The organism is Syntrophales bacterium (genome assembly GCA_030655775.1).
GTDB lineage: Bacteria > Desulfobacterota > Syntrophia > Syntrophales > JADFWA01 > JAUSPI01.
The window spans coordinates 1-22724 of record JAUSPI010000080.1 but is presented as its reverse complement, the minus strand read 5'-3'; the positions used below and the strand labels follow the sequence as shown (position 1 = coordinate 22724).

General features: G+C 42.9%; 16 protein-coding genes. 9 read left to right on the top strand and 7 right to left on the bottom strand.

Features of this window, described 5'->3' with window-relative positions; genetic code table 11:
* Positions 1 to 74: 74 nt before the first annotated feature.
* The 3 genes from Q7J27_04265 to Q7J27_04255 are packed head-to-tail and all read left to right on the top strand — an operon-like array spanning position 75 to position 8797.
* Positions 75 to 6407, top strand: a complete 6333-nt coding sequence (locus tag Q7J27_04265; GenBank protein ID MDO9528357.1) for a DEAD/DEAH box helicase — start codon at positions 75 to 77, stop codon at positions 6405 to 6407.
* A gap of 17 nt (positions 6408 to 6424) precedes the next feature.
* Positions 6425 to 8569: a 3'-5' exonuclease gene (locus tag Q7J27_04260; protein ID MDO9528356.1), complete on the top strand. Its 2145-nt coding sequence runs from the start codon at positions 6425 to 6427 to the stop codon at positions 8567 to 8569.
* A 48-nt stretch (positions 8570 to 8617) separates the two neighbouring features.
* Positions 8618 to 8797, top strand: coding sequence for a hypothetical protein (locus Q7J27_04255; GenBank protein ID MDO9528355.1), 180 nt, complete (start codon positions 8618 to 8620; stop codon positions 8795 to 8797).
* Positions 8798 to 9387: 590 nt separating this feature from the next.
* On the opposite strand, the gene Q7J27_04250 is transcribed toward Q7J27_04255, so the two are convergent.
* The 5 genes from Q7J27_04250 to Q7J27_04230 form a co-directional block, all read right to left on the bottom strand.
* Positions 9388 to 10308 carry a DUF2971 domain-containing protein gene (locus Q7J27_04250; GenBank protein MDO9528354.1) on the bottom strand — a complete coding sequence of 307 codons (921 nt, stop codon included), beginning with the start codon at positions 10306 to 10308 and terminating at the stop codon, positions 9388 to 9390.
* Between the two features lie 140 nt (positions 10309 to 10448).
* Entirely contained in the window at positions 10449 to 10967 is a 519-nt protein-coding gene (locus Q7J27_04245) for a hypothetical protein (protein MDO9528353.1), read from the bottom strand.
* Positions 10968 to 11005: 38 nt separating this feature from the next.
* A complete protein-coding gene (locus Q7J27_04240) occupies positions 11006 to 11560 on the bottom strand; it encodes a hypothetical protein (GenBank protein ID MDO9528352.1) in 555 nt (184 codons plus the stop codon).
* A 59-nt stretch (positions 11561 to 11619) separates the two neighbouring features.
* A complete protein-coding gene (locus Q7J27_04235) occupies positions 11620 to 12249 on the bottom strand; it encodes a hypothetical protein (protein ID MDO9528351.1) in 630 nt (209 codons plus the stop codon).
* Positions 12250 to 12251: 2 nt separating this feature from the next.
* Complete coding sequence (locus Q7J27_04230) at positions 12252 to 12374, bottom strand: hypothetical protein (GenBank protein ID MDO9528350.1); 123 nt, start codon at positions 12372 to 12374, stop codon at positions 12252 to 12254.
* Positions 12375 to 13072: 698 nt separating this feature from the next.
* On the opposite strand from Q7J27_04230, the gene Q7J27_04225 reads away from it, so the two are divergent.
* Positions 13073 to 14086, top strand: coding sequence for a PD-(D/E)XK nuclease family protein (locus Q7J27_04225; GenBank protein MDO9528349.1), 1014 nt, complete (start codon positions 13073 to 13075; stop codon positions 14084 to 14086).
* A 260-nt stretch (positions 14087 to 14346) separates the two neighbouring features.
* On the opposite strand, the gene Q7J27_04220 is transcribed toward Q7J27_04225, so the two are convergent.
* Complete coding sequence (locus tag Q7J27_04220) at positions 14347 to 15099, bottom strand: hypothetical protein (protein ID MDO9528348.1); 753 nt, start codon at positions 15097 to 15099, stop codon at positions 14347 to 14349.
* Positions 15100 to 15651: 552 nt separating this feature from the next.
* On the opposite strand from Q7J27_04220, the gene Q7J27_04215 reads away from it, so the two are divergent.
* The 5 genes from Q7J27_04215 to Q7J27_04195 all read left to right on the top strand — a co-directional run bounded on the left by Q7J27_04215 (position 15652) and on the right by Q7J27_04195 (position 20706).
* On the top strand, positions 15652 to 17403 hold the full coding sequence (locus tag Q7J27_04215; GenBank protein ID MDO9528347.1) for an ATP-binding protein: 1752 nt from the start codon (positions 15652 to 15654) through the stop codon (positions 17401 to 17403).
* 528 nt (positions 17404 to 17931) lie between these two features.
* Positions 17932 to 18594 carry a transposase gene (locus Q7J27_04210; protein ID MDO9528346.1) on the top strand — a complete coding sequence of 221 codons (663 nt, stop codon included), beginning with the start codon at positions 17932 to 17934 and terminating at the stop codon, positions 18592 to 18594.
* A gap of 79 nt (positions 18595 to 18673) precedes the next feature.
* Complete coding sequence (locus Q7J27_04205; GenBank protein ID MDO9528345.1) at positions 18674 to 20002, top strand: NAD(P)/FAD-dependent oxidoreductase; 1329 nt, start codon at positions 18674 to 18676, stop codon at positions 20000 to 20002.
* 108 nt (positions 20003 to 20110) lie between these two features.
* A complete protein-coding gene (locus tag Q7J27_04200) occupies positions 20111 to 20365 on the top strand; it encodes a ribbon-helix-helix domain-containing protein (GenBank protein MDO9528344.1) in 255 nt (84 codons plus the stop codon).
* Positions 20359 to 20706 (top strand): type II toxin-antitoxin system PemK/MazF family toxin, encoded by a 348-nt coding sequence (locus Q7J27_04195; GenBank protein MDO9528343.1) that lies wholly within the window; start codon positions 20359 to 20361, stop codon positions 20704 to 20706. Before Q7J27_04200 ends, Q7J27_04195 begins: the two co-directional genes overlap by 7 nt.
* Before the next feature lie 222 nt (positions 20707 to 20928).
* Here the strand turns inward: Q7J27_04195 and Q7J27_04190 are convergent, their stop codons facing one another.
* Positions 20929 to 22239 (bottom strand): Wzz/FepE/Etk N-terminal domain-containing protein, encoded by a 1311-nt coding sequence (locus Q7J27_04190; protein MDO9528342.1) that lies wholly within the window; start codon positions 22237 to 22239, stop codon positions 20929 to 20931.
* Between the last annotated feature and the right edge of the window lie 485 nt (positions 22240 to 22724).

The following is a 22724-nucleotide window of genomic DNA, read 5'->3' as shown; positions in this document are numbered from 1 at the left end:
CCAATTGATTTCTTTAAGGGGGAGATGCGGCATCCCCACAACCCCCCCTACTACAGAAAAACCAGAGAATTGAAATGATTCCATCAGTATTAGCTCAACATGTCAGGCAAGGTGTTGAAGATTTTCTGCGCACCACCTTCCCTGTATCCACGCCTTTTTTCAACGGTCTTATAGAAAACCTGTTTACGGAAGATGGGGGGATTTTTAAAGGCCCCTATTTGTCTATCCAGTTGCCCTTCCGTCAGGGCAAAGAAGGGTCTGACTTTTTTCCGAAAATTCCCCTTAATTTTACTCCATTTCTTCATCAGGAAAAGGCATTTGAACGCCTCTCAGGCATGAAGCCGCGCTCGACTATCGTGGCAACGGGCACCGGATCCGGGAAAACGGAGTGTTTCCTTTACCCCATACTGGAGCATTGCTACAGGCACCGGGGAGAAGAAGGAATCAAGGCGGTCATTATATATCCCATGAATGCCCTGGCCACTGATCAGGCGGGGCGAATCGCAAAGATCATCTGGAATAATGAAAACCTCAGGGGACATGTTACTGCGGGTCTTTATGTCGGCCAGAGCGAACGTGAACCGAGCACGCGCAGGGTGATGAGTCCGGACAGCATCATTACAAACAAGGACACGATGCGCCTAAAACCGCCGGATATCCTGCTCACAAACTACAAGATGCTGGACTATCTCCTTGTGAGGGCGAAGGATTTCCCGCTTTGGAAACAAAACGGGGAGACTCTGCGCTTCCTGGTCGTGGATGAATTGCATACCTTCGACGGCGCACAGGGGACTGATCTGGCCTGTCTCTTGCGCCGCCTCAAGGCAAGACTGAATACACCGCAAGGTTTTATTTGCTGTGTCGGAACCTCGGCAACCCTGGGTGGCGAAGCTGAACAGGATAGCCTTCTGGATTATGCCGGAAAGATATTCGGTGAGTCCTTTGAAGAGAGTGCAATAATCAATGAACTGCGACTCAGCGCCGGGGAATTTTTGGAGCGAAGTCTCATTTCGCGAATCGATATTGTTCCTGAGGACGAAAAGGGCAAGCTCGATCCTGAGTCATACGATGGGTACAGAGAATATGTTCGGGCACAGCACAAACTGTGGCTTGGCGCAGAGATCCCTGAAGAAGATTTTGAAAAGGATGAATGGCGTGTTGATCTATGTGAAAAGCTTCGAAGTCACCTTTTCTTTCAGAACCTCCTCAAGGTGCTTGGTGGGGGTACTCGTGGTTATGATGATATTCTTGGTGAACTGGAAAAGGTAACACCCGAATTTCAGAATGCTGAGTCCAGCTATAAAACAAATCTTCTAAACAGCATGCTTGCGCTCATATCAGAGGCACGCTTATGGAAAGACGAAAACGAAAATTCTACAGAACCTTTCTTGCATGTCCGCTTGCAATACTGGCTGAGGGAACTGCGCCGGATGGTGGGAGAGGTATCCCAAAACCCCCGCCTGCGATTTGCGGATGACCTTAACGAAGAACAATTGCAGGTCCATTTGCCTGTTGTGCATTGTCGCGAGTGCGGAAGCGTTGGGTGGACCGGGTTGAAGCGGCAGCATGATTCCGCGGTGTTGACGGATCTTCAGTCCTTTTACATCGGGTTTTTCAGCGATGATCCCAAAGTGCTCTTTCTCTTTCCGGAGGAAGGGGATATCCATAAGCTTGGATTAGACGGCGATTCATACTATTTTTGTACTTCCTGCCTGCACCTTACCTCACAGGCGAAACCTGAAAATTGCCCTGATTGTAACCACAAAGATATTATCCGTGTTTTTGCCCCAAATACACGGGTACGTCGCAAAAACAGAATGATCGCTTTGCATAATTGTCCGTTTTGCGGAGGGGTCAACAGTCTTACTCTTATAGGTTCCAGGGCGGCGAGCCTGACCAGCGTAGCGATCTCACAGCTTTTTTCATCAAGCTTCAACGACGACAAAAAGCTGCTTACCTTTTCAGATTCTGTCCAGGATGCCGCTCACAGGGCCGGATTTTTTGCCGGGCGAACCTATCGATTTAATTTTCGAAGCGCTCTTCAGAAGTTTGTGTTTGATGAGGGTAAGGGTCAAACACTGGCTGAATTACCTGGCGCATTTATTTGTTACTGGTCCGACCGTATGGATAAAAATACCTACGTCGCCACCTTTTTAGCACCCAACATGGCATGGTTCCGGGACTATAGCTATCTGGAAAAAAATGGTCGCTTGCCGGAAGGTTCCACTTTACGCACTTATGTGGATAAACGTATAGAGTGGGAAATATACAGCGAGTATGGTTTCAGCGCGCGCATCGGCCGTACGCTGGAAAAAACGGGTTCTTCCGTGGCGCATGTCGACACGAAGCTTCTTGATGAAATAACAGACCTGCTTCTTGAGATGTTGCGAAACGAGATAGGAGAGATGCGTGGTCTCGATGAAATGACCCTCCGGCGCTTTCTCGCGGGCTTCTGTGTTCATCTTAAAAACCATGGGGCTATTCTGCATCCGGTACTAAAGGGCTATATTGAGAGCTGGGGGAATACTTACAGAATCACCCAACGACACATCAAATGGATGCCGAATTTTGGTCCCAGCACTCGGGCGCCGGTGTTTCTGACAACAAAGAGCGATACACGTTTTGATCAGCTATTAAGCAGATCAGCAAACCGAAAGACATGGTATCAATCCTGGGCAGATAAGTGTTTTACTCAGATCAATCCTCTGATCAGCGCCGTTACTGACAGGTTATATGAACTTGTTCTAAAGACATTGGTGGATAAAGAGCTGTTTGAAGAAAGACAGGTCAGGAATGATCGGGTGTGGGGGATAAAACCTGAGGCCTTGAGGGTCAGTGATCAGGTGATTCAGTTTCAATGTCGCCGTTGCAGCCACAACGTTTCAGTATCTGTTTCTGAACGGGATTCATGGGACGGCGCACCCTGTCTGCGTTTTCACTGTAGCGGCATTTATGAGGAGCAGGAGGCGCGTGCCGATTATTATGGAAAGCTATACGCAACAGGTGACGTAGAACGAGTATTCGCAAGAGAACACACGGGTTTGCTAACACGTGAAGACAGGGAGGATCTGGAAACACGATTCAAATCCGGTGACGGAGAAAACCGGAATCCCTGTAATCCAAATCTTCTTTCCTGTACGCCTACCCTTGAACTTGGGATTGATATCGGTGATCTCTCGTCGCTTATACTCTGTTCAGTTCCGCCGGCACAGGCCAATTATCTGCAGCGTATCGGCCGCGCGGGCCGCCGTGACGGAAATGCTCTGAATGTTACAGTGGCTAACGCAAGACCGCACGACCTGTACTTTTTTGCGGAACCCGAAGAAATGATTGCCGGTCGTATCGATACGCCGGATGTATTTTTGAACGCGTCGGCCGTTCTGGAGAGACAATTAACCGCGTTTTGTTTTGACCGCTGGGTGGAATCAGGCATTACCGAAGCTGCCTTACCCGCCAAGATTGGGCAGGTTTTAAGCAAGCTGCAGCCTGTTGATTATCGGAGATTCCCCCACAACTTTCTCCGCTTTATTGAAAACAGTCAGACCAATTTGTTTGATAGTTTTGTAGAGATATTTTCAGAAACGCTAACCGGTGAGTCTGTTGAGCACTTAAAGGTTTTTGTTGAAGGGGATAGCGCATGGGAGGACAGCCTGCGATACAAGATCATGACAGGTCTTTACACCCTTCATTCTGAACGTGAATCCCTGCGCAAGAAGATCCGTACCCTGAACAGCAAGATACGTAAAAAAGAAAAAGACCCTGCCAGGGATCGCAAATATGAAGAGGATCTTGGTGATCTGAGGCGTGAAAAAGGCGCCCTTCAGTCTCTTGTTTCCGGGATTAATAGCCGTGACACATTGAATTTTTTCACCGACGAAGGACTCATTCCAAATTACGCGTTTCCGGAGGCAGGTGTAATGCTGCGCTCAGTTATTTATAGGAAAAAGGAGCAGGCACAGGAAGGCGGTAGAAATTACGATGTCTGGACCTACGAGTACGAAAGGCCTGCGGTAAGCGCGATCGATGAGCTGGCCCCGGACAGCCACTTTTATGCCGGTGGGCGCAAGGTTAAGGTGGATCAGGTAGATATGGAGCTGTCGGAGGTGCAAACATGGCGTTTTTGCAACGACTGCTCTCACATGGAATTGCTCGGGAAAGAGGAGGAAAACCCCGTTTGTCCCCGTTGTGGAAGCGCTCTCTGGTCAGACGAAGGACAACTGCGCAGGATGCTTCGTATGAGACAGGTATTCGCAACGACATCTGATCGGGAAAGTCGAATAGAAGATGATAATGACGACAGAATACCAAGTTTTTATAACAAGCAGATGATGCTCGATTTCGAGGAACAACACATTACGGATGCCTATAAGGTGGACAGCGAAGAGCTGCCTTTTGGTTTCGAGTTTCTGTCGAAGGCATCTTTTCGGGAGATCAACTTTGGGGAGAAAGGCGAGGCCGGTGAAAATGTGGTTATAGCCGGGGTGGAACTTCCCAGAAAGGGGTTTGTCGTTTGCCGGCAATGTGGAAAAGTGCAGGATGATAAAGGAAAAATTGGACATGCGTTCACATGCACCGCGCGTGATCAGGAGTCGGATAAAAACCTGACCGATTGTGTGTATCTTTACAGGGAGTTTTCATCTGAAGCAATACGGATGTTGCTGCCCGTCACCACTTTTGCGGGATCCGAACGTAAACTGCATTCCTTCGTCGCGGCGCTACAGCTCGGTCTCAAGAAAAAATTCGGCAACAACATATATCATCTGCAGACTACTGTTTATGAGGAACCCGTTCCCGAATCAACATATAGAAAGAAATATCTGGTTCTGTACGACACAATTCCGGGTGGTACAGGATACCTGAAACAGCTTATGAGATCGGAACAACCTTTATTGGAAGTTTTCGATCTGGCACTGGAATCGCTTCGGACCTGCACATGCAATCAGGATCCCGGGAAGGATGGATGTTATCGATGTCTTTACGCATACCGCAGCAGCTATCACATGGCAGAGACCTCGCGGGATGCTGCAATAGAATTACTGTCTGAAATCCTGAAGCATAGGGATAATCTGGTCAAAACAGAAACTCTCAGAAACGTGCATGTAAATGCCCTGTTTGATAGTGAGCTTGAGGTGCGCTTTATAGAAGCACTCCGTCGTACGCGTATGGATGATCTGCCGGTGACTCTGAGTAAGGAACTGGTAAACGGTAAACCGGGATACTTTCTCAAAATAGGAGAACGTGCATGGTATATTGAGCCGCAGGTGAATCTCGGCCATGGAGATAATGTCAGCATCGCGAGCCGTGCGGATTTTATATTTTATCCGGCACGATCGCAGGAGAGTGTCAAACCAATAGTTGTTTTTACAGACGGATTCTTTTTTCACAAGGACCGCATTGGTAAGGATATGGCCCAGCGCATGGCCATTTCCCATAGCAACCGGTATAATGTGTGGTCATTGACTTGGAAGGATGTGGAAAACAGGTATCGTGCCCTTTCCGACTATTTCAGAAACTACGCAGATCCTAAAGGAAAACCAAACGATAAAAACTTTGATAAATTCTTGAAAGGCTTTGGGATCGAGAAATTCAGGGATATTCACAGGACTGACAGCTTTGAGTGGTTGGTACGTTATCTGTCGAACCCCGATGAAAAGGCCTGGCAGCTATATGCATTTATTCATGGCTTGATAAACCTTGACCCTCAAGGCTTTTCCGATCCGGATGTATTGAAGAAATGGACGGCAAAGCTCAAGAAGACCTTGCCCGAAGAAATGTTTGAACTTTTCAAGGATGTTGAAGATCCGTGTCTATATGGTCTTTTTGAGCCTGAGGAGCAGGACAATGATGCGCCTTTGAGCCTTTTTGTTTTAGCCGACCAGGAAGATGTCCGGCAAAGTAATGCTAACGAAATGAAATTAGCGTGTTGTTTATACGACCAAGTCGAAAATAGAGACCGGAAATATTTTGAGAATGTTTGGAATGGTTATCTTCGACTCTACAATTTGTTTCAGTTTATTCCATACGCCTTCTTTGTTACACAGGAGGGTCTGAAGGGTCACGCTTACGATGGAATTAAGATCGGAGAAGCGCCCGTCGTATCGGACAAAGAGACCGCAAGTGATTCCTGGGCGGACATTTGTGCCGTAACAGGTAAGGAACTTCACACTTTGCTTGATACTTTAGCTGAGAATGGGTGGCCGATACCGGAAGTCGGATACGAATTGGTTGATAACGTTGGTGAGATTGTGGCAACCGCTGAATTAGCCTGGGAAAACAAAAAAATTGCCTTTCTTCAGGAAAATGAACTCGAATATGCAGATGCATTTGAGAAAGCCGGCTGGCAGGTCTTTTCATTGACCGCGGTCGTTGATGATCCTGAGGCATATATCGGTTTAAACAAAGCATGACAGGAGGTCCAGGATAGATGACTACTCCAAGAAACAATATTAAAGTTGCTGTTGCATCAGATTTCCTAACTGCTTTTTCCGGTATACCCAGAAAGCAGCAGGCAAAGGTTTTGGACTTTGTTAATAAGTTCCGGTCAGATCCGACCCTGCCTGGCATAAATTACGAGAAGATTCAGAAAGCAAAGGATCCGAACCTGCGCTCTGTGCGCATTGATCAGTCTTACAGGGGCATTGTTCTAAAGCCGAAAACCGGCAACGTTTATGTTCTTCTCTGGGTAGATCATCACGATAAGGCATACGAATGGGCCGAAAACAAAGTTTACAAGATCCATCCCGAAACGGGCAGCCTCCAGGTAATCGACGTTGAAGATGCAAAGACTGCACAGGAATCACATGGCGAGACTTTTAAACCGGCCGAGGGTACTTTATTCGCTGATATCCACAATCGGCATTTAATACGCCTGGGTGTGCCGGAAACATTAATTCCTCTCGTTCGTGGACTCAACACTGAGGAAGAACTTGACAAAATCGCTGAATATCTGCCCGAAGAAGCATACGAATCATTATTTTTTATTGCGTCAGGATTTTCTCTTGAGGAAGTCCTCCGAGAAATAGAAGCGGCGGAAGTAGAGAAAACAGTCGATACAAACGATTACGAGAAGGCCCTGGACAACCCCGACTCCAAACGCCGTTTCTTTATGGTGGAAGAGGATCTGGAACTGGCGGCTATCCTGAATGCCCCTCTCGAAAAATGGCGGGTCTTCCTCCATCCCTCCCAGCGGAAATTAGTAGAACGTCAGTGGAATGGTCCCGTGCGGGTGCTTGGCGGCGCCGGTACAGGCAAGACCGTGGCTGCTATGCATCGTGCCAAGTGGCTGGCGCAGAACATATTCACTGGTGAGAACGACCGTATTTTGTTTACGACATTCACCCGTAACCTTGCTGCCGATATAAAGGACAATCTGAATAAAATATGTAGCGAGAAGACTATGCGTCGAATCGACGTTGTCAATCTTGACAGGTGGGTATCCGACTTCCTGAAGCGCAATAGCTATAACTATGATATCGATTACGGACGACGTACAGCTCCCCTGTGGGATAAAGCCTTGAATATGAAACCTGCCAATCTCGATCTGCCTGATTCTTTTTACAGGGAGGAATGGGAACGGGTGATTCAGCCTCAGGGCATAACGTCAATCGCCGAATATATGAAAGCATCTCGCCTGGGTCGTGGGATTCGGCTGAACCGCAAAATCAGGGAGGCTATATGGTCAGTGTTCGAGGAATACAGAATATTGCTTAATGAACATGGTCTGAAAGAGGCAGATGATGCCATGCGGGATGCAAGGCTTTTGCTCGAAACAAAGGGAAGCATACTGCCTTATCGGGCTGTCATTGTCGATGAAGCTCAGGACATGGGAGTACAGGCATTCAAGTTGATAAGGCAAATGGTCCCTGATACCGCTAAAAACGATATCTTTATCGTTGGTGATGCGCATCAACGTATCTACCGGCATAAAGTTGTGCTTAGCCGGTGCGGCGTTAACATTCGCGGTCGAGGCAGAAAGCTACGGATTAATTACCGCACAACGGAGGAGACCCGCAAATGGGCTGTTAAGTTGATTGAGGGTATTAATTTCGATGATCTGGATGGCGGCATGGATGATCATAAAGGGTATAAGTCGCTGCTGAAAGGTATCTTTCCCGAAATCCGGCATTTTGAGTCATTCAAGGACGAAGTTGAATTTATCATACGGCGCCTTCAGCAGATTGAAGCTGAGAGAGGTTCCTTGGCTGAAGTGTGTCTGGTAGCGCGTAACAATGATCTTCTGAAGCAATATCAGAGCGCAATCGGAGAAAGTGGCATCGAAACTTACCTGATCAGACGAAGCGAGGCCGAAGACAGAAGAGCTCAAGGCCTTCGTCTGGCAACAATGCACCGTATCAAGGGGCTTGAATTTGATCGGGTTATCATAGCCGGTGTAAATGACGGGATAATACCCTATGAAGGGACAGGAAGCGACACATCAGATCCTGTTGTCCAGAGGGAATCAGATATACGCGAAAGAGCACTGCTTTATGTGTCGGCTACGCGGGCAAAAAAGGAAGTGGTTGTGACAAGTTTTGGAAAGGCGAGTAAGTTTTTGGATGATCTCAGATAGCAAATATCAACGATTCACTTCCCAATACATTTGTGATTTTGAATTGTGATGAAGACCTGCAAAAGATGCTTCAGAGAATTTGATGAAGAAGATGTCTTGGATGTCAGTCCCGCAACGGAGCTGGCGGATATTTTTCTACAAGATATCGGCATTGAGGATATCAATGACCTCTGCCCGGAATGCAGGGAAGAGTTTGGAGTCACGAATCTGCTGGGATTTGGGCAGTAAGAAAAATAATAAAAGTAGAGCCAGCGGTGGCCCTACTTTTTATTCCAAAACGGTTGATGATTGCTGGTTGTAATGTTGTATAGATGGGCTGAATCAGAAAATCACTCTTTCAGGAAGACACACATACCACGTCGCCTTAAAAAAATCACGCTGAAAAATATGCACGTTTCAACCAGTTATCATTGATCCGGACCGACCACCCAAACCCTCACTTTGTATTTGTTATCAGTAAGGATGATCTTGATAAAATATCAATAAAGCCGACCTGTTGTACACCTACTAAGCCTCAAGATCGTTTCAGTAGAATGTCAACGAGTACCGCTTGAAGTCTTCACAAATGAGATATTTGAGAAGCTCAGATATTGGCAAGATATCATGACTCCATGATTCGTTTGAGTTGATCAATGTATATAACGACTATCTGAACTTAGTTTGATAAAGAAAATTATTATTGCCGTCACCTACTAAGAGAGAGGATTGGTTTTCTGATCAGCCGTTGCTTTCGGATTGAAAGAGTGTAGCGGTCCGCATAACAGGCGCGGGAACCGCGTCCGAGTTGATGCGGTGGTTATGACATAAGACCACTGCTATCAAAGCCCACGATACGGAATACTTGAGACGCTCACTTTTACATTCTTGTACCCTTTTTCAGCCAAGAGAATTTCACATGCGGCCTTCGCCTCCTTTTGATACGCTACTGGACCGACGATGACTTCCTTAATGGGCAATAGCTTTCTTCCTTCAATGCCTTCTTCTTTTAACTTTCTTGCCTTCATCTCCATTTCGTTTTCTTTCACTTTTCTTACGTAACCTGTACTGTCCTGTTCAATGAAGAACTTAACGTACGGGACTGGGAATCCATATACGGGGTGTCGTCTGACATGGATTGGAAGGTCGTTTTCGTACATTGTTGGACTATTATCATAAACCCAGTTGTGGTTTGATATGGCGATCAATCTGATTTCTTTCTCATTTTTAAAATGTGTGTTCTTGTATTTCATGGAAGCTATATAAATCAAGCTGAAGGCCAGTAACTCCTTCTCGTTTTTTTCCAAAGTATTCCACCATCCTTCTTTACCTTCCCTAATCAATATCCATTTACTAATATCCTTTGCTGTGTACAGGCAACGATAAAGAGAGACTCCTTTTCTCATGCGGAGTTTTTTTGAGTCGAATCCTATACAGTAACTACCATAAGCCCGCCATTGTTCAAGCAGGTCATTCGCCCTGCTGAATGAGGCCATATAATAGTTGGTATCGAAAGATCGTCTATGTTGCATATTGTGCCACGCAAGCTTCACGTGCTCATTCGTAAAATCACTATCTTTGAGTATAGATCGATCATCCTGAAGCGTTCTTAGTTCTGTAGTGTCGTTCATGAAAGCGGTGTTGGACATCCATATTTCATGATTGCTTATAATGCCAGCAACCCCCTCAGCGGATGTATAATGGTAAACCGTACCGCTATATTGTTCAGAGAATGCTTTCATTAGCTCGCTCAGCAGATTCATGCGTAACTTCCTTCTCCTATAAGCCTTCAATTATGTCTCATTTATCGTCGCCCACCATGGGGTAATCCGACAGTCTTCTTGTCATAACGATTGAATTAAGCAGGCGCGTTAGCGATCTGCTGCAATGACGGGTTAGCTCTTTACAACTCTAAGTTTCCCCAGTGTTCCTTAAATATAGCAAGTTTCCATTTTTCAGCATTGCGTGGATTAAAATTAAAATCAAAATTTAAGCGTTTTTTTTCAACCGCAGAGTTTTTCACCTGCTGGGCCTTTGCCGTGGCCAGTTTCTTGTATTCCTCTATAAATTCTTCAAAGCTGCTATATTTGTCATATTTTTTTACGCCTGAGTTTTCCACAAACTGGCAAATGTTCATTATGTAGTTATCTTTCATTTCAATGCCACTAAATACAGTTATAATAAGATGTGTGGCGGTAACGATTTCATTTGCTGACAAGTGCTGTGTTGCATTGTTGCCTTTTTTTATGCAGTTAAGATCAATAGCTTTGAGTTCAATTTTTATAAACCTACCAGCTTTTTCTGCAATTAGGTCACAACCATCGCCGAAATGTTCGCTAACATCCCATCCTTCACTTAGAAGCTTATAAGAAACCAGTCCTTTTTGCATGATTTCCAAAGCTTTTTTTCTGCTCGTTTCCATTGGTTAATACTTTAATTTTTGAGAGCTATCGGTTGAGCTCACGGGCGCGCCGCTTTTGCGCGTCCCGTGGAGCGATTGGCTAGATGCTTACTAAACTTTTCCCAGAACTGTTTCTTCCCCCCTGCCTTGAATGCCTCAAGCAACGTTTCTACAAATATGCGTGAATCATTTCCAATGGAAATATCGTCTTTGATTTTTCCTACCCACGCTTTGAATATTGCATAATTTTTCGGCTTCTGAATATCGCTATTTTTGAAATATGCACAGGCGTCCATTAGTAGGATTTCTGTTAGTTCAGGATCAAACGATAACGAATCGTTTGGATCATGATCGGCGTGCTTGAAGAAGTTCTCCGGCTTATTGAGGAACTGTATCAGTTGTTTTTTCTCGGATTCAGACAGCGTTTTAAGAAAACCAGATTTCAAAAATGGATGTTCAGAACCGTCTCGGTCAGCCAAATCTCTTAATACATTATAAGCGGCTGCCGCAAGCGTATGAGTTGCCACAATGTTGTCAGAAACAAAGTACAACTCAATGGCTGCATCGATCTGCGCTCGAATTGCATCAAATTTTGTTATCTGCATCTTAGCCATGTGTAAGCATCTAACGATGCAAATCAGCCGCGAGTTTACGAGTCGGCTGATTTGCTTGGTTATATGCGCCCTTTTCTTAGTATATCTTTACATTTCTTTTCTTTTTGACTCATATAAAAAATACGTCTTATTCTGTGCCAAGTTGAAAAGTTGCCGAGAATTATCTTTGTAATTATGTCTTCTGCACATTGCGAGTGTTCTACCACCATTGGAAAATGCCGTGTTATAAGTCTATAATCTGCCAACATATGATCTTTAGGTCGTAGTGGTTCGCCATGTTCGTGAAAATGGTTATAATCGTGGGACAATTTATTTAGCATTATTTCGATTTGTGAATAAATTCGCTGAAACAAACTAAGATGAGCTGCCAAGTATACATCTACTGGCATTAAACGAGCGACGGATGCTTCGAAGAGCGTTGAGAGTTTGGGGTGTGAACTTACCAGCTTATCGGAAAACCATAGAGGGAATTCCTTTTCTTCGATATTTTCCGTTTCGGCAAGGCTATTAAGTGCTTCGTATGCTACCCTAACAGCAACAAGGTCACCAACAACCACCATTCCTGATGCAACCTCCTCACGTCGTCTCATAGTCAAAGCAACAACTAATGCCGTAGCTAATGCAAATAATCCACCTAAAACAGCACCAATGAGTGTTTGCCATTTAGAAATGAAGTCAATCAAGCTCATCCTTATCCTATGATACTGTCAGCTAACGCTCCTGATCCGTTGGTTGTGAGGCGCTCCGCGCCGAGCAATCGGCGGATGGCATCCGTAGTGTTGTAGTCGGAAGCGAAGCGACCAGCTACAACCATTGTTTATATGGTTTCTGTATAAAAACCAAACTGTTAGTAGAGCTGTATAACACGCCTGTACTTCTTCATTAAACCGTTTGCAGGCCTATGTGTTTAATGGAATAACAAAAAACCCCGCCTTTGTTTGAGAGAAACGGGGTCTTGTTGCGATTAGCTACCATCTTTAGGTCCTTCTCTTATTTAAGAAGAAAAGATTATTCATTGTTAGTTAATATATGGCACCTTCTATTCTTTTATTAAGACTTTTGTATAGTTAACAAAAAACCTTAGAATGTCAAGGATTTTCAATAACTCTGCGGCCACTAAATTTTCAAGAAATGTTGTTTACCTTTTGAAAGAGCGCGTATATTAATAAATCTTCAGGCTGATGACTTCAGAAAGAAACACGCGAACAGGAAAATTGGATAAATTCAAATTTGCATACAGGAAATCACTATCATAACTCCACAATCAATTTTCAAATTGCATAGATCTGCTATTTCTTTTGAGTTTTTGAAATGAAAAAAGGAACCACATACTTCAATTAATGGCAGTGGCAAGATATCTGTACCTTTAAAAAGTAGCAAATGATATATGACAGGAATTGAATATCTTGAAACTTTGGGCACTCAATAAACATAGAAGAATCTTGACAAATATTTCCAACTTACTGTAGATTCAACTAAATAATATATTTTAGCCGCGAGGGAAAGGACTATATGGATTTGTTGTCGGAATTGCAGGGATTGTCAGGGGAGAATCTGTGTTCGGCCACGCTTCGTCTCTTGTTGATTCGCTCCCAGGACTTACGCGAGCGCCTTATCAATTTGATATCCCGTGAAAATCGCATGGGTCCAATCATGATAGGCAGTCACTTCTCCTGTACCCTCGAAGAACCCACAGAAGACTCTGGTCGTTGGGGGCGTTTAGATCTGTTTTTGGAAATGAGCGATGCAGTAGTAGGAATTGAGAACAAGCTATACGCTAGTTTTCAAGAGGGCCAACCACACAAGTACCTTAATACGGTGTCGCAACGAGCAAAGGCATTGGCAACAATTAGGGGAAAGCACTATCAAGGGCTTGTTGCAGTCTTGGCTCCAAATAGCCGGTACACTGAAATAGAAGCGGTGATTGGTAAGGATGAAGGTCTATTGGCGCTTACCTGGGAAGAGATCCTGGATGACTTCTCCCACTCTGCCGAAAGTCTGGATTCGGAGACAAAGGTACTACTTCATGCTTTGGATTCCTATATCCGGCAACAGATATCTCTTTTTCCAGAATGGGCGCGATGGACACCACACCTTCGTCGAAGTTTCGACCGTGGAGGTACACCTCTTCAAAGGACGGTTGTAGGCAAGGTCTGGCAGTTCTTCCCCGATGCTGGGGGGCGCCTAAGTTCTGGAGCAACTTGGTGTGGGTACTATTTCACAGATCGTTCCCTGGGTGCAAAGGGATGGTACGGCTTCGTTCCCAAGGAGGAAGTTGTTCATGGCGCGAAGAATGAGGTTGAGTTCATTGTCGCGGTTTCTTTCGATGTGCAATTCCCCGAGAACGTTTTCCGAGAGATTCAGCTGAAGGCAGGGCCAGGTTTTATCGGAGCAAGTGAAATCCATAGCTGGGCTATCGAACTGGACGATTCATGGTCTCAACCGGATTCTTGGAGGCATCATCTTCAGCCGCTCTCTGATGCTTACGAACGCATTCGTAATGCTCCTATAGAGAAGAGCGGCTAACAACCGCATCAACTCGGTATGGCAATGGAGCGTAGCGGAATTGCCAGACGGTTATGCTGGGCGTTCCACAAATTACAATCAGCAAATCAATATCATAACGTCGCTGTCAAATTTCAAAGTTCATATACCTGCTATCCTTCTTTCGTTCGGATATCCAACGCTAATCAAGTTAATCTAATAATACCTGTAAAAGTTAAAGCTACCTTTTTAAAAATAAGGGATGAATCTAAGGTAAGGGGGGTGGCTTGTTGATTCAGAAATTACTTGTTGCGATTAATTGTATTTGCATCAATTGCTGGTTTGACTTTTTGGCGTTGGGCAACCAGGTTAAAAAAGTTACGGTAAGTTAAGTGGATTGGTTTGTTATCTACATTGCTTCTTATTAAATTTGAGTAAATTGTAATGTGCTTGGCAGCCACCCATTGTAACTCGTATAAACAATTGTACCAGCACTGCTCGCTTTTATCAATGTCAGTGTAGCTTACCTCACATTCGATAAAAATTGGTGCTTCACGGCTCGATGTAAAAGCCCGGATTTGATCCATTAACTGCTTGGCGTCCACCATTGTTGAAGAATCTGTTGTCTGGTTAGGAAATAAAACTGAATCTTTAAAACACACAATACTTTCAATCGGGACTTCTTTATTGACATTGCTTACAGGAGTGCTGCTCTTAGAGGTTTTCCCAAATAAAGAAACAATACGAAAGCTGGGTTTCTTTTTGTCTCCATGAAAATACCCATAAAACATTTTTACCTTAATATATTTAACAAAGGCACATGACTTACCTATATTTTTAAATACTACGGTTATTAAAAGTTCATCGCTTCCACCTATTTCACTTTGAAGGGTGTTATCGCCGAGCACTACTGATCTTATCTCAGAGACTCCAACAAAAGGTCTCTGTTGAATTTTGAAGTGGTCTTTCAAAGTGCCTGTTTGCCAGATTAAAACACCCACCTGTGCCGCAATCACTATTAAAATGCCTATTTGGACATTATCAAAGGTAATCAAGTCTTTGAGGCTTTTAAGTATTTTCTTGAGTCGGTAACAACTCATCTCTTAACCTATTAAAGTAATACCTCATTTAATTAATTTCCCCGTGAAGCATAGTCACAAAACCATTTTAAGGGAAAGATGTCAATTATTTTATATTGAACCCTCCTTATTCGATAACGTAGACAGGGTCACTCTACACTAATCAAATTAACCTAATAATACCCGTAAAAGTGAGATTATTTATTGGGCGAATACAAGAGGAATCTAAAATAGCAATAGTGGGGTGTTGACACTGGTAAGTTCTCTTTAATCGTTGATTCGGCCACTTTGTTACGTGCAGTTATCAGATACGTCGAATTTTCGTTCAACGTATCTGAATACAATATATTGTAGTTGTTTTAATTCTTATCTCTATAATTATTGCCGTGATTGAATTTCTGAATTATTCTTGATTTTTTTCTTTTCTCATATATAGTTCGTATTATAAAAAATACTTAATCTTTCTGACGTACTTCTTGTTTTAATTACCTTTAAAAGTTAAGAAGATAAATGCCATGAGATTTGTAAATGTACAGATATAAAATTGAGAAAATAACATTTAATGATGGACTAGAGTTTTCCCCAGGTCCACTTTCAGTCATTGTGGGGCCTAACAATAGCGGTAAAAGTAGAGCGCTCAAAGACATACAAGCTATCACAACAACAAGCGAATTTCCCACAATAGTTGTGAAAGATGTTTTTTATCCACTCCCCTCATCCTTTCAGGAGTTAAAAGAAGAATATAATATTACTCCATATCAAGATGAACAAGGTAAACAACGCTTACGAACATTAAAATCAAATATGGTAGGCCCTCATGATGTGGTGTTTGGAAATTCTATAGATGAAAAATATTCAGAAATGTTGCAATATAATGATCAACGGAAAAGGAGTACTTTTTCACAATGGTTTGGTAATTTTTTGATAACTTATCTTGGAACTGAAGACAGGCTCCATATAATTCGTAGATCGCCAAGTGGAGATGTCGGAAGACAAGTTGATACGTTACTTCAGGCTTTTTATAGAGAGGGAAAAGACTTAGAGAATATTTTAAGAAAAATTATCAGAGAGACATTCAAAATAGATATCAAACTCGATTATAGTGGATTGAGCAACCTGTTATTTAGAATAGGAGACAGTTTTGATGAAATCCCACTTGACCCTCGCGATGCAAGACCCCTCTTGGAGGGTTATAAATCATTTGATGATCAGGGGGATGGTATAAAAAGCTTTGTAGCTACCATTTTAGCAGTTATGGTAGGTCAAAGACCCGTTCTTTTAATTGATGAACCAGGCGCATTTCTGCACCCCCCCCAAGCAATGAGGCTTGGAGAATTGATAGCTGAACATACAAGAGAGGATCGTCAAACAATAATTGCAACACACAGTTCTGATATCCTGAGAGGAATTATTAATAAGCGCCAAGATGTAAGTATAATTAGAATTGACAGGAATAAAAATCAAAATAAAATATATCCGCTTGATGCGGATGACATGAAAAAGATAGCCAATAATCCGTTACTAAGCTCAGCTAGGGTTTTAGAAGGTTTATTTTATAAGGGTGTAGTTGCTGTAGAGGCTGATAGCGATTCGACTTTCTACCAACGAGTATCAAGAGCTGTAAGACCCTCAGATGAAATTCATTACACCCATGCGCATAATAAACAAACCGTGCATAAAATATTGGAACCATACGAAAAACTTGGGATTAATTTTGTCGCAATAATCGATTTTGATATATTAAGGGTGAAGGACGAATTCAAGACCTTGCTTAATAAGGTGCGGGTTCCGGACGATGAGATAAAAACTTTACTTGAAATTCAAGCTGACATTGTAAAAGAAGTTGAGTCTTTGGATAAAAGTGAGCAATTAAAGAATATTGCTGCAAGTCTTAAGAAATTGAAGGAAATTTGTCTAACAGAGGACAGTCAAAAAGAGCCAGAAAAGGCTATTTTGAAAATCAGGAGCGATTTAAAAAAAATTAGAGATAATGCTTCACCATGGAGCAAGTACAAGGCGAAAGGATATTCAGCCCTAACATCCGGCTTGATAATTAAATATGAAAAATTAAACACTATATGTCGTAAATATGGTTTATTCATAGTACCCGTTGGGGAACTCGAATCCTGGCTAATACCTTATGGTGTCCAAAGAACTTCAAATAAAGCCAAGTGGATCGTAGATGCATTAGAAAAACTACCTTCAATTATTCCACAGGAAAATGAAGATCTCTTTAAATTTATAATCGAAGTGCATGATTATTTAATTAATGAAGATTAAAAGATCAGGGCACATTTTTTGCTTTCGATATAGAATAATCGGCAACATTTTATGCTTCGTAAAACGATAATTTGTGTTCAAGAGAAAGACACTAAAATTCCTTTCAGAATAACATGGATGGATCTAAATACTGACAACATAACTATACTGGCAACATAACTGCTATGAAGCATCACTTCATTCATATTTTAACACCTTGATCAGTTTTCTTTTTCACAAATGTTTGTCTGGTGGTAAGCCTCAGCCAATTCTATTAACTATTAAAAATATAAAATATTCAAAATTCTTCTTTGCGGCTTTATGTTGCTGTGGTATCATGAAATTTTCGTTTTCCTGCTACGAAACTAACGGGAAATCACTGTCGGCGAAAGGCGGAGTAGTTGCATTTTGGTTGCAGCTATGGTGTAAGCTCAACAATAGCGTGGATGCGCGCGGGTTCGACTCCCGCCGCCTCCACCAAAAATAGAAAAATAGGGACAGCGCCCTTTTTTCTTGACAGGTTGATCATTATTATTGTACTAACCCTTCATGCCACGAGTAGCACGCATTGTTGCCAAAGACTATCCATACCATGTAACCCAGAGGGGTAATTACCAGCAGACTGTTTTTGAATCTGCAGGAGATTACCGACAGTACCTCGAATGGCTTAAAGAGTATTCCGAAAAATATTCACTGGATATCTGGGCGTATTGCTTGATGCCCAATCACGTACATTTTGTTTGCGTTCCACGAAATGACGATTCTCTGGCCCGAACTTTTAACACTCTCCATATGCGATATTCCCAGTATTACAATAGAAAAAGAAAAGTAACTGGCCATCTATGGCAAGGCCGATTTTTCTCATGTATTCTTGATGAACGACACCTGTTTGCTGCAATTCGGTATGTGGAAAACAATCCGGTACGTAAGGGGATAGTTCCGGAACCGGAAGACTATAAATGGTCAAGCACACAGGGTCATTGTGGCATTGTGTCAGATGAGATTCTATCGGACTCGTGTTATCTATGTGGTGAGATTAATAATTGGTTCCAGTATTTAAAGGAAAGTGGGCCACAGGAAGTCATAAAAACATTGAGGAAGAACGTAATGTCTGGAAGACCCTGCGGTGGAGAGGAATTTATAAAAAGCATTGAAAAAATAGTGGGAAAGCCTCTCAGGGTCTTACCGCGGGGGAGACCAAAAAAGCGATAAAAGGGCGCTGTCCCTATTTTACCCCGCCTACAAGGCGGGGCTTGCGGGGTGCGCTCCCGGTCGAAATGGATGCAATAACATGACCCGTGACAAATTCGACATAACCATAATCGGCGCCGGTGTGATCGGCCTTGCCATAGCGGAAGAACTCTCCACAAAACACAGAAACATATTGCTGGTTGAAAAGAACACCTCCTACGGACAGGAAACGAGCAGCCGTCACAGTGAGGTTATCCACGCGGGCATCTACTATCCTGCCGGTTTTTTGAAAGCGACGTTATGCAGAGAGGGAAACCATCTTCTCTATGAAACCTGCAGGAACCGTAACATCCCCCACAAGATGCTGGGGAAACTCATCGTAGCTACAAATAATCCCCCCTGCCCCCCCTTTAAGAAAGGGGGGATTATTGTGTCCCCCACATTAACTAAAAAGGATGATTTTATCACACCCCCCTTTAAAAAAGGGGGGGATTTTGTGTCTCCCACCTTAACTAAAGAGGATAATTTTACCTCACCCCCCTTTTCTAAAGAGGACAATCTTATCTCACCCCCCTTTTCTAAAGGGGGGCAGGGGGGATTTTCAGAAGAAATCAATGAATTATGGAAAATAAAAGAACGGGCGGAACAGAACGGCGTTGACAATCTTTCATTTCTCTCCCAAAATCAAATCCACAAACTTGAGCCGGAAGTCAGGGCAACAACCGCCCTCTTCTCCCCTTCTACGGGTATCATTGACTCTCACTCTCTGATGCGGTCTTTTTATATAAATGCCGAGTCAAACGATGTCACCATTGCTTTCCGTTCAGAAGTAACGGCGATTCACGTTGACAACAACAGCTATGATTTGGAAATCAACAACGGCGAGTACAGGTTCCAGACAAGGATACTGATCAACAGTGCGGGCCTCCATTCAGACAGGATCGCCAAACTTGCCGGAATCGACATCGACAAAGAAGGGTATCGTTTGAAATACTGTAAGGGAAATTACTTCTCGGCATCCCCTGCCCCGAAATTGAAACACCTGGTCTACCCTGCCCCCACAGATAATTACGAAGGCCTCGGAATTCACGCCACCCTCGATCTCAATAGTCGGGTCAAATTCGGCCCTGATACCGAGTATGTAGACAATCTGGAATATACCGTTGATGAAGACAAAAAAGTGCCGTTTTATCAGTCTATCAGAAGGTATTTACCGGGAATAAAAATGGAATCACTCAATCCTGAAATGAGTGGGATTCGACCAAAACTCCAGGGACCGGGCGAACCATACAGGGACTTTGTAATCAAGGAAGAACGTGATCTGGGATATTCCGGCCTGATTAACCTGATCGGGATAGAATCCCCCGGCCTCACATCTTGCATTCCGATAGCACGGCACGTCTCTTCGCTGGTGGAGGCATGCTTATAGTTATAAAGGGCGGAAGGGTCAATGTCTATTTGGGGGAATAGATTTCATTTGACAACGCCACCCACCTTTGGTATTCAATAAATATCATACAACAAGGGGGCATAAATAATGAATACTCAAAAGGTTGCCATTACAGTTCCGGCCGATCTGATAGCAATGATTGACACTATCACCAAACAACACGGAATATCGAGAAGCAAGTTTATTTCTATGGTACTCAGGGAAAAGTTATTAGATGAAAGAAATCGACATTTAAAAAGTGTATATGATCGAGTTTTTTCAGATAATGCAATAAGGAAGGAACAAATCGAGACAGCCACGTGGTTTGAAGGGTCAGGCAGCAAAGAGGGACAGGAATGGTAATACGAAACGGTTCTATTTACTGGGTTGATTTTTCGCCGGGAAAGGGTTCGGAACCGACGGGCAGACGGCCGGGTCTTGTCATTCAAAATGATGTTTTAAATGATAGTAAGCTCAATACAGTTATTATGCTTGCGATTACCTCAACGCTTAAATTCGGGGAGCTGCAGGGAAACGTCGTTTTGCAAAAAGATGAGGCAAATATGCCTAAAAGGTGTGTGGTGAATGTCACCCAGATAAAGGCGGTAGATAAAAAAAGTTTAAGGGAAAAAATCGGGACTCTTTCAGACAAAAGGATGGCCGAAGTGTACCAAGGCATAAAACTTGTCATGAATATCCCCTGATCAAATAACCTGACCCAAATCCTTGAGAACGGGTACCACGGACAAACAACAAAAACGGGTGCCATGGACAAACAATAACAAAAAGGGTGCCATGGACAAACCATGTGCCGGACATTGATCCGGTATCGTTTGTCCGTGCATGCCACCCATAACAAAAATATTTAAGGGAACAGCCGTGTCAATATCGCGGATTATCAACACCTTGCGAAACCGCTTCCCCCGCTAATCCCCTGCCCTGATGGATTTCGACGCCTTTCTTATATATTCAATGAAAAAAGCGAGGAAGATAAAGAAGAAAAGTCCGACTACAGTTGCAAGTAAAACAACCTGTTTCTTTTTAGATTTGACAGGACTTGATGAGACTTCCGGATTCTGAACGACCTTGACATTGCTAATATTTTCTTTTTCAGAAGTTAACACGCTTATTTGTGTTTTAATGTCATCAATTTTAGCTTGCAATCCTTCTGTTTTTTGTAATTTTAACTTTTCTATTTCTGTTCTAATGTTATTAATCTTAGTTCTTAAACCTTCTATTCTTTGTAATCTAAGCTTTTCTATTTCAGCCATAATATTATCAATTTTAGTTTTTAATTCTTCTGTCCTCTGTAATTTGATCTCTTCTATCTCTGTTGTTATAAGGTCAATATCCCCATTCAATTCTTCAATTTTTGCCTCTTTGACCTGCACATTTGTTCTTAAGTCATAAATTTGACTACTCAACGGGATTGAATATTTTGCATTATCTTTAACTTCTTTCATCTGTAACGTCAGTTCTTCTATTCTTTGCCTTATAATTTTAAGCATTGCCTGTTGAAATTTTATCTGATTTCTTTTACTTTTTATATTGTTCATCTTATGCGTAATTTGCTTATCAGTATCCCTTTCCCATTGTGCTTTAACTTTGCTGATTTCACCTTGTTTAACAAGAATCTGTTTATCAATATTTTTTCCTTCCTGTGTTTCAATCTTGCTGATTTCATTTTGTTTAACAAGAATTTGTTTATCAATATTTCTTTTTTCTTGCGTTTCAATTTTACTTATTTCATCTCTTTTTACACTAATCTTACTGTCAAAATCATTCTTTCTTTTTTGAACAACTTTTTCACCTTCATCAGATATGCGAGCAATCAATTGCCTGGAAGCCTTCAATCCGAGATCTATGTCTTTCTCGTTCCACTCTGAACTGACCTTTATTAAATTAGAATATTTACCAACATTAGTTTTAAAAACTGTTTTCGGGTCATAGACTCCTTCGTTTATCTTTCCGCTTATATTTGCCACAGAGTCAATGTATACAAAGCCTCCATCATCTTTAGCGCCGGCGATGCCCGGCTCAATGACTGTGGTAATCTCATAAATCCTCGGCGTTTGAAGGCTTATTATCCCTGCAACAATGGCACAGATCACTGTGCCCGCTATGATCAGCCATTTCCACTTCCAGATAACCCGGAGATAGTCGATAAGGTTTATTTCATCTTCCTGGTACGGATAATTTTCCGGATATTGTTTTTGGCGGGATTCTTCCTGATTCATCTCCCCTTCCCTTTCTATATGTTTTTCAAGTCAGAGCCAAAAACACATAACATGCGACCCGAAAACTATCAAGGTGTTTTTTTTGAACTTTAGCTGATTTTTGCTTGACTTTCCAATAATATTTCATTAAATTTGCCCTTGTGTTCACGGAATGAACAGAGGTGTTTACTTGGGGACATATACTTCCACCGGCCCTAAAATGCCTAAAATAGACATTGACCCTTCAAATACAGTAGGACAGGCGTCCCGCCTGTCCATAACGGTGAATCGCTTAGACAGCCGAGACGGCTGTCCTACGGGACGGGGAGGACAGTCTTTATTTTGAGAGCTTTGCATAATACCAATATTGTCATTGCGAGCGACACGCGGCGCAAGCGCCTGCGCTGCGCGAGCGAAGCAATCTCGCAACATATTGACAATTCATAAGATTGCCGCGTCGCTAAAGCTCCTCGCAATGACCAGAATTACAGTTTTGCAAAGCTCTC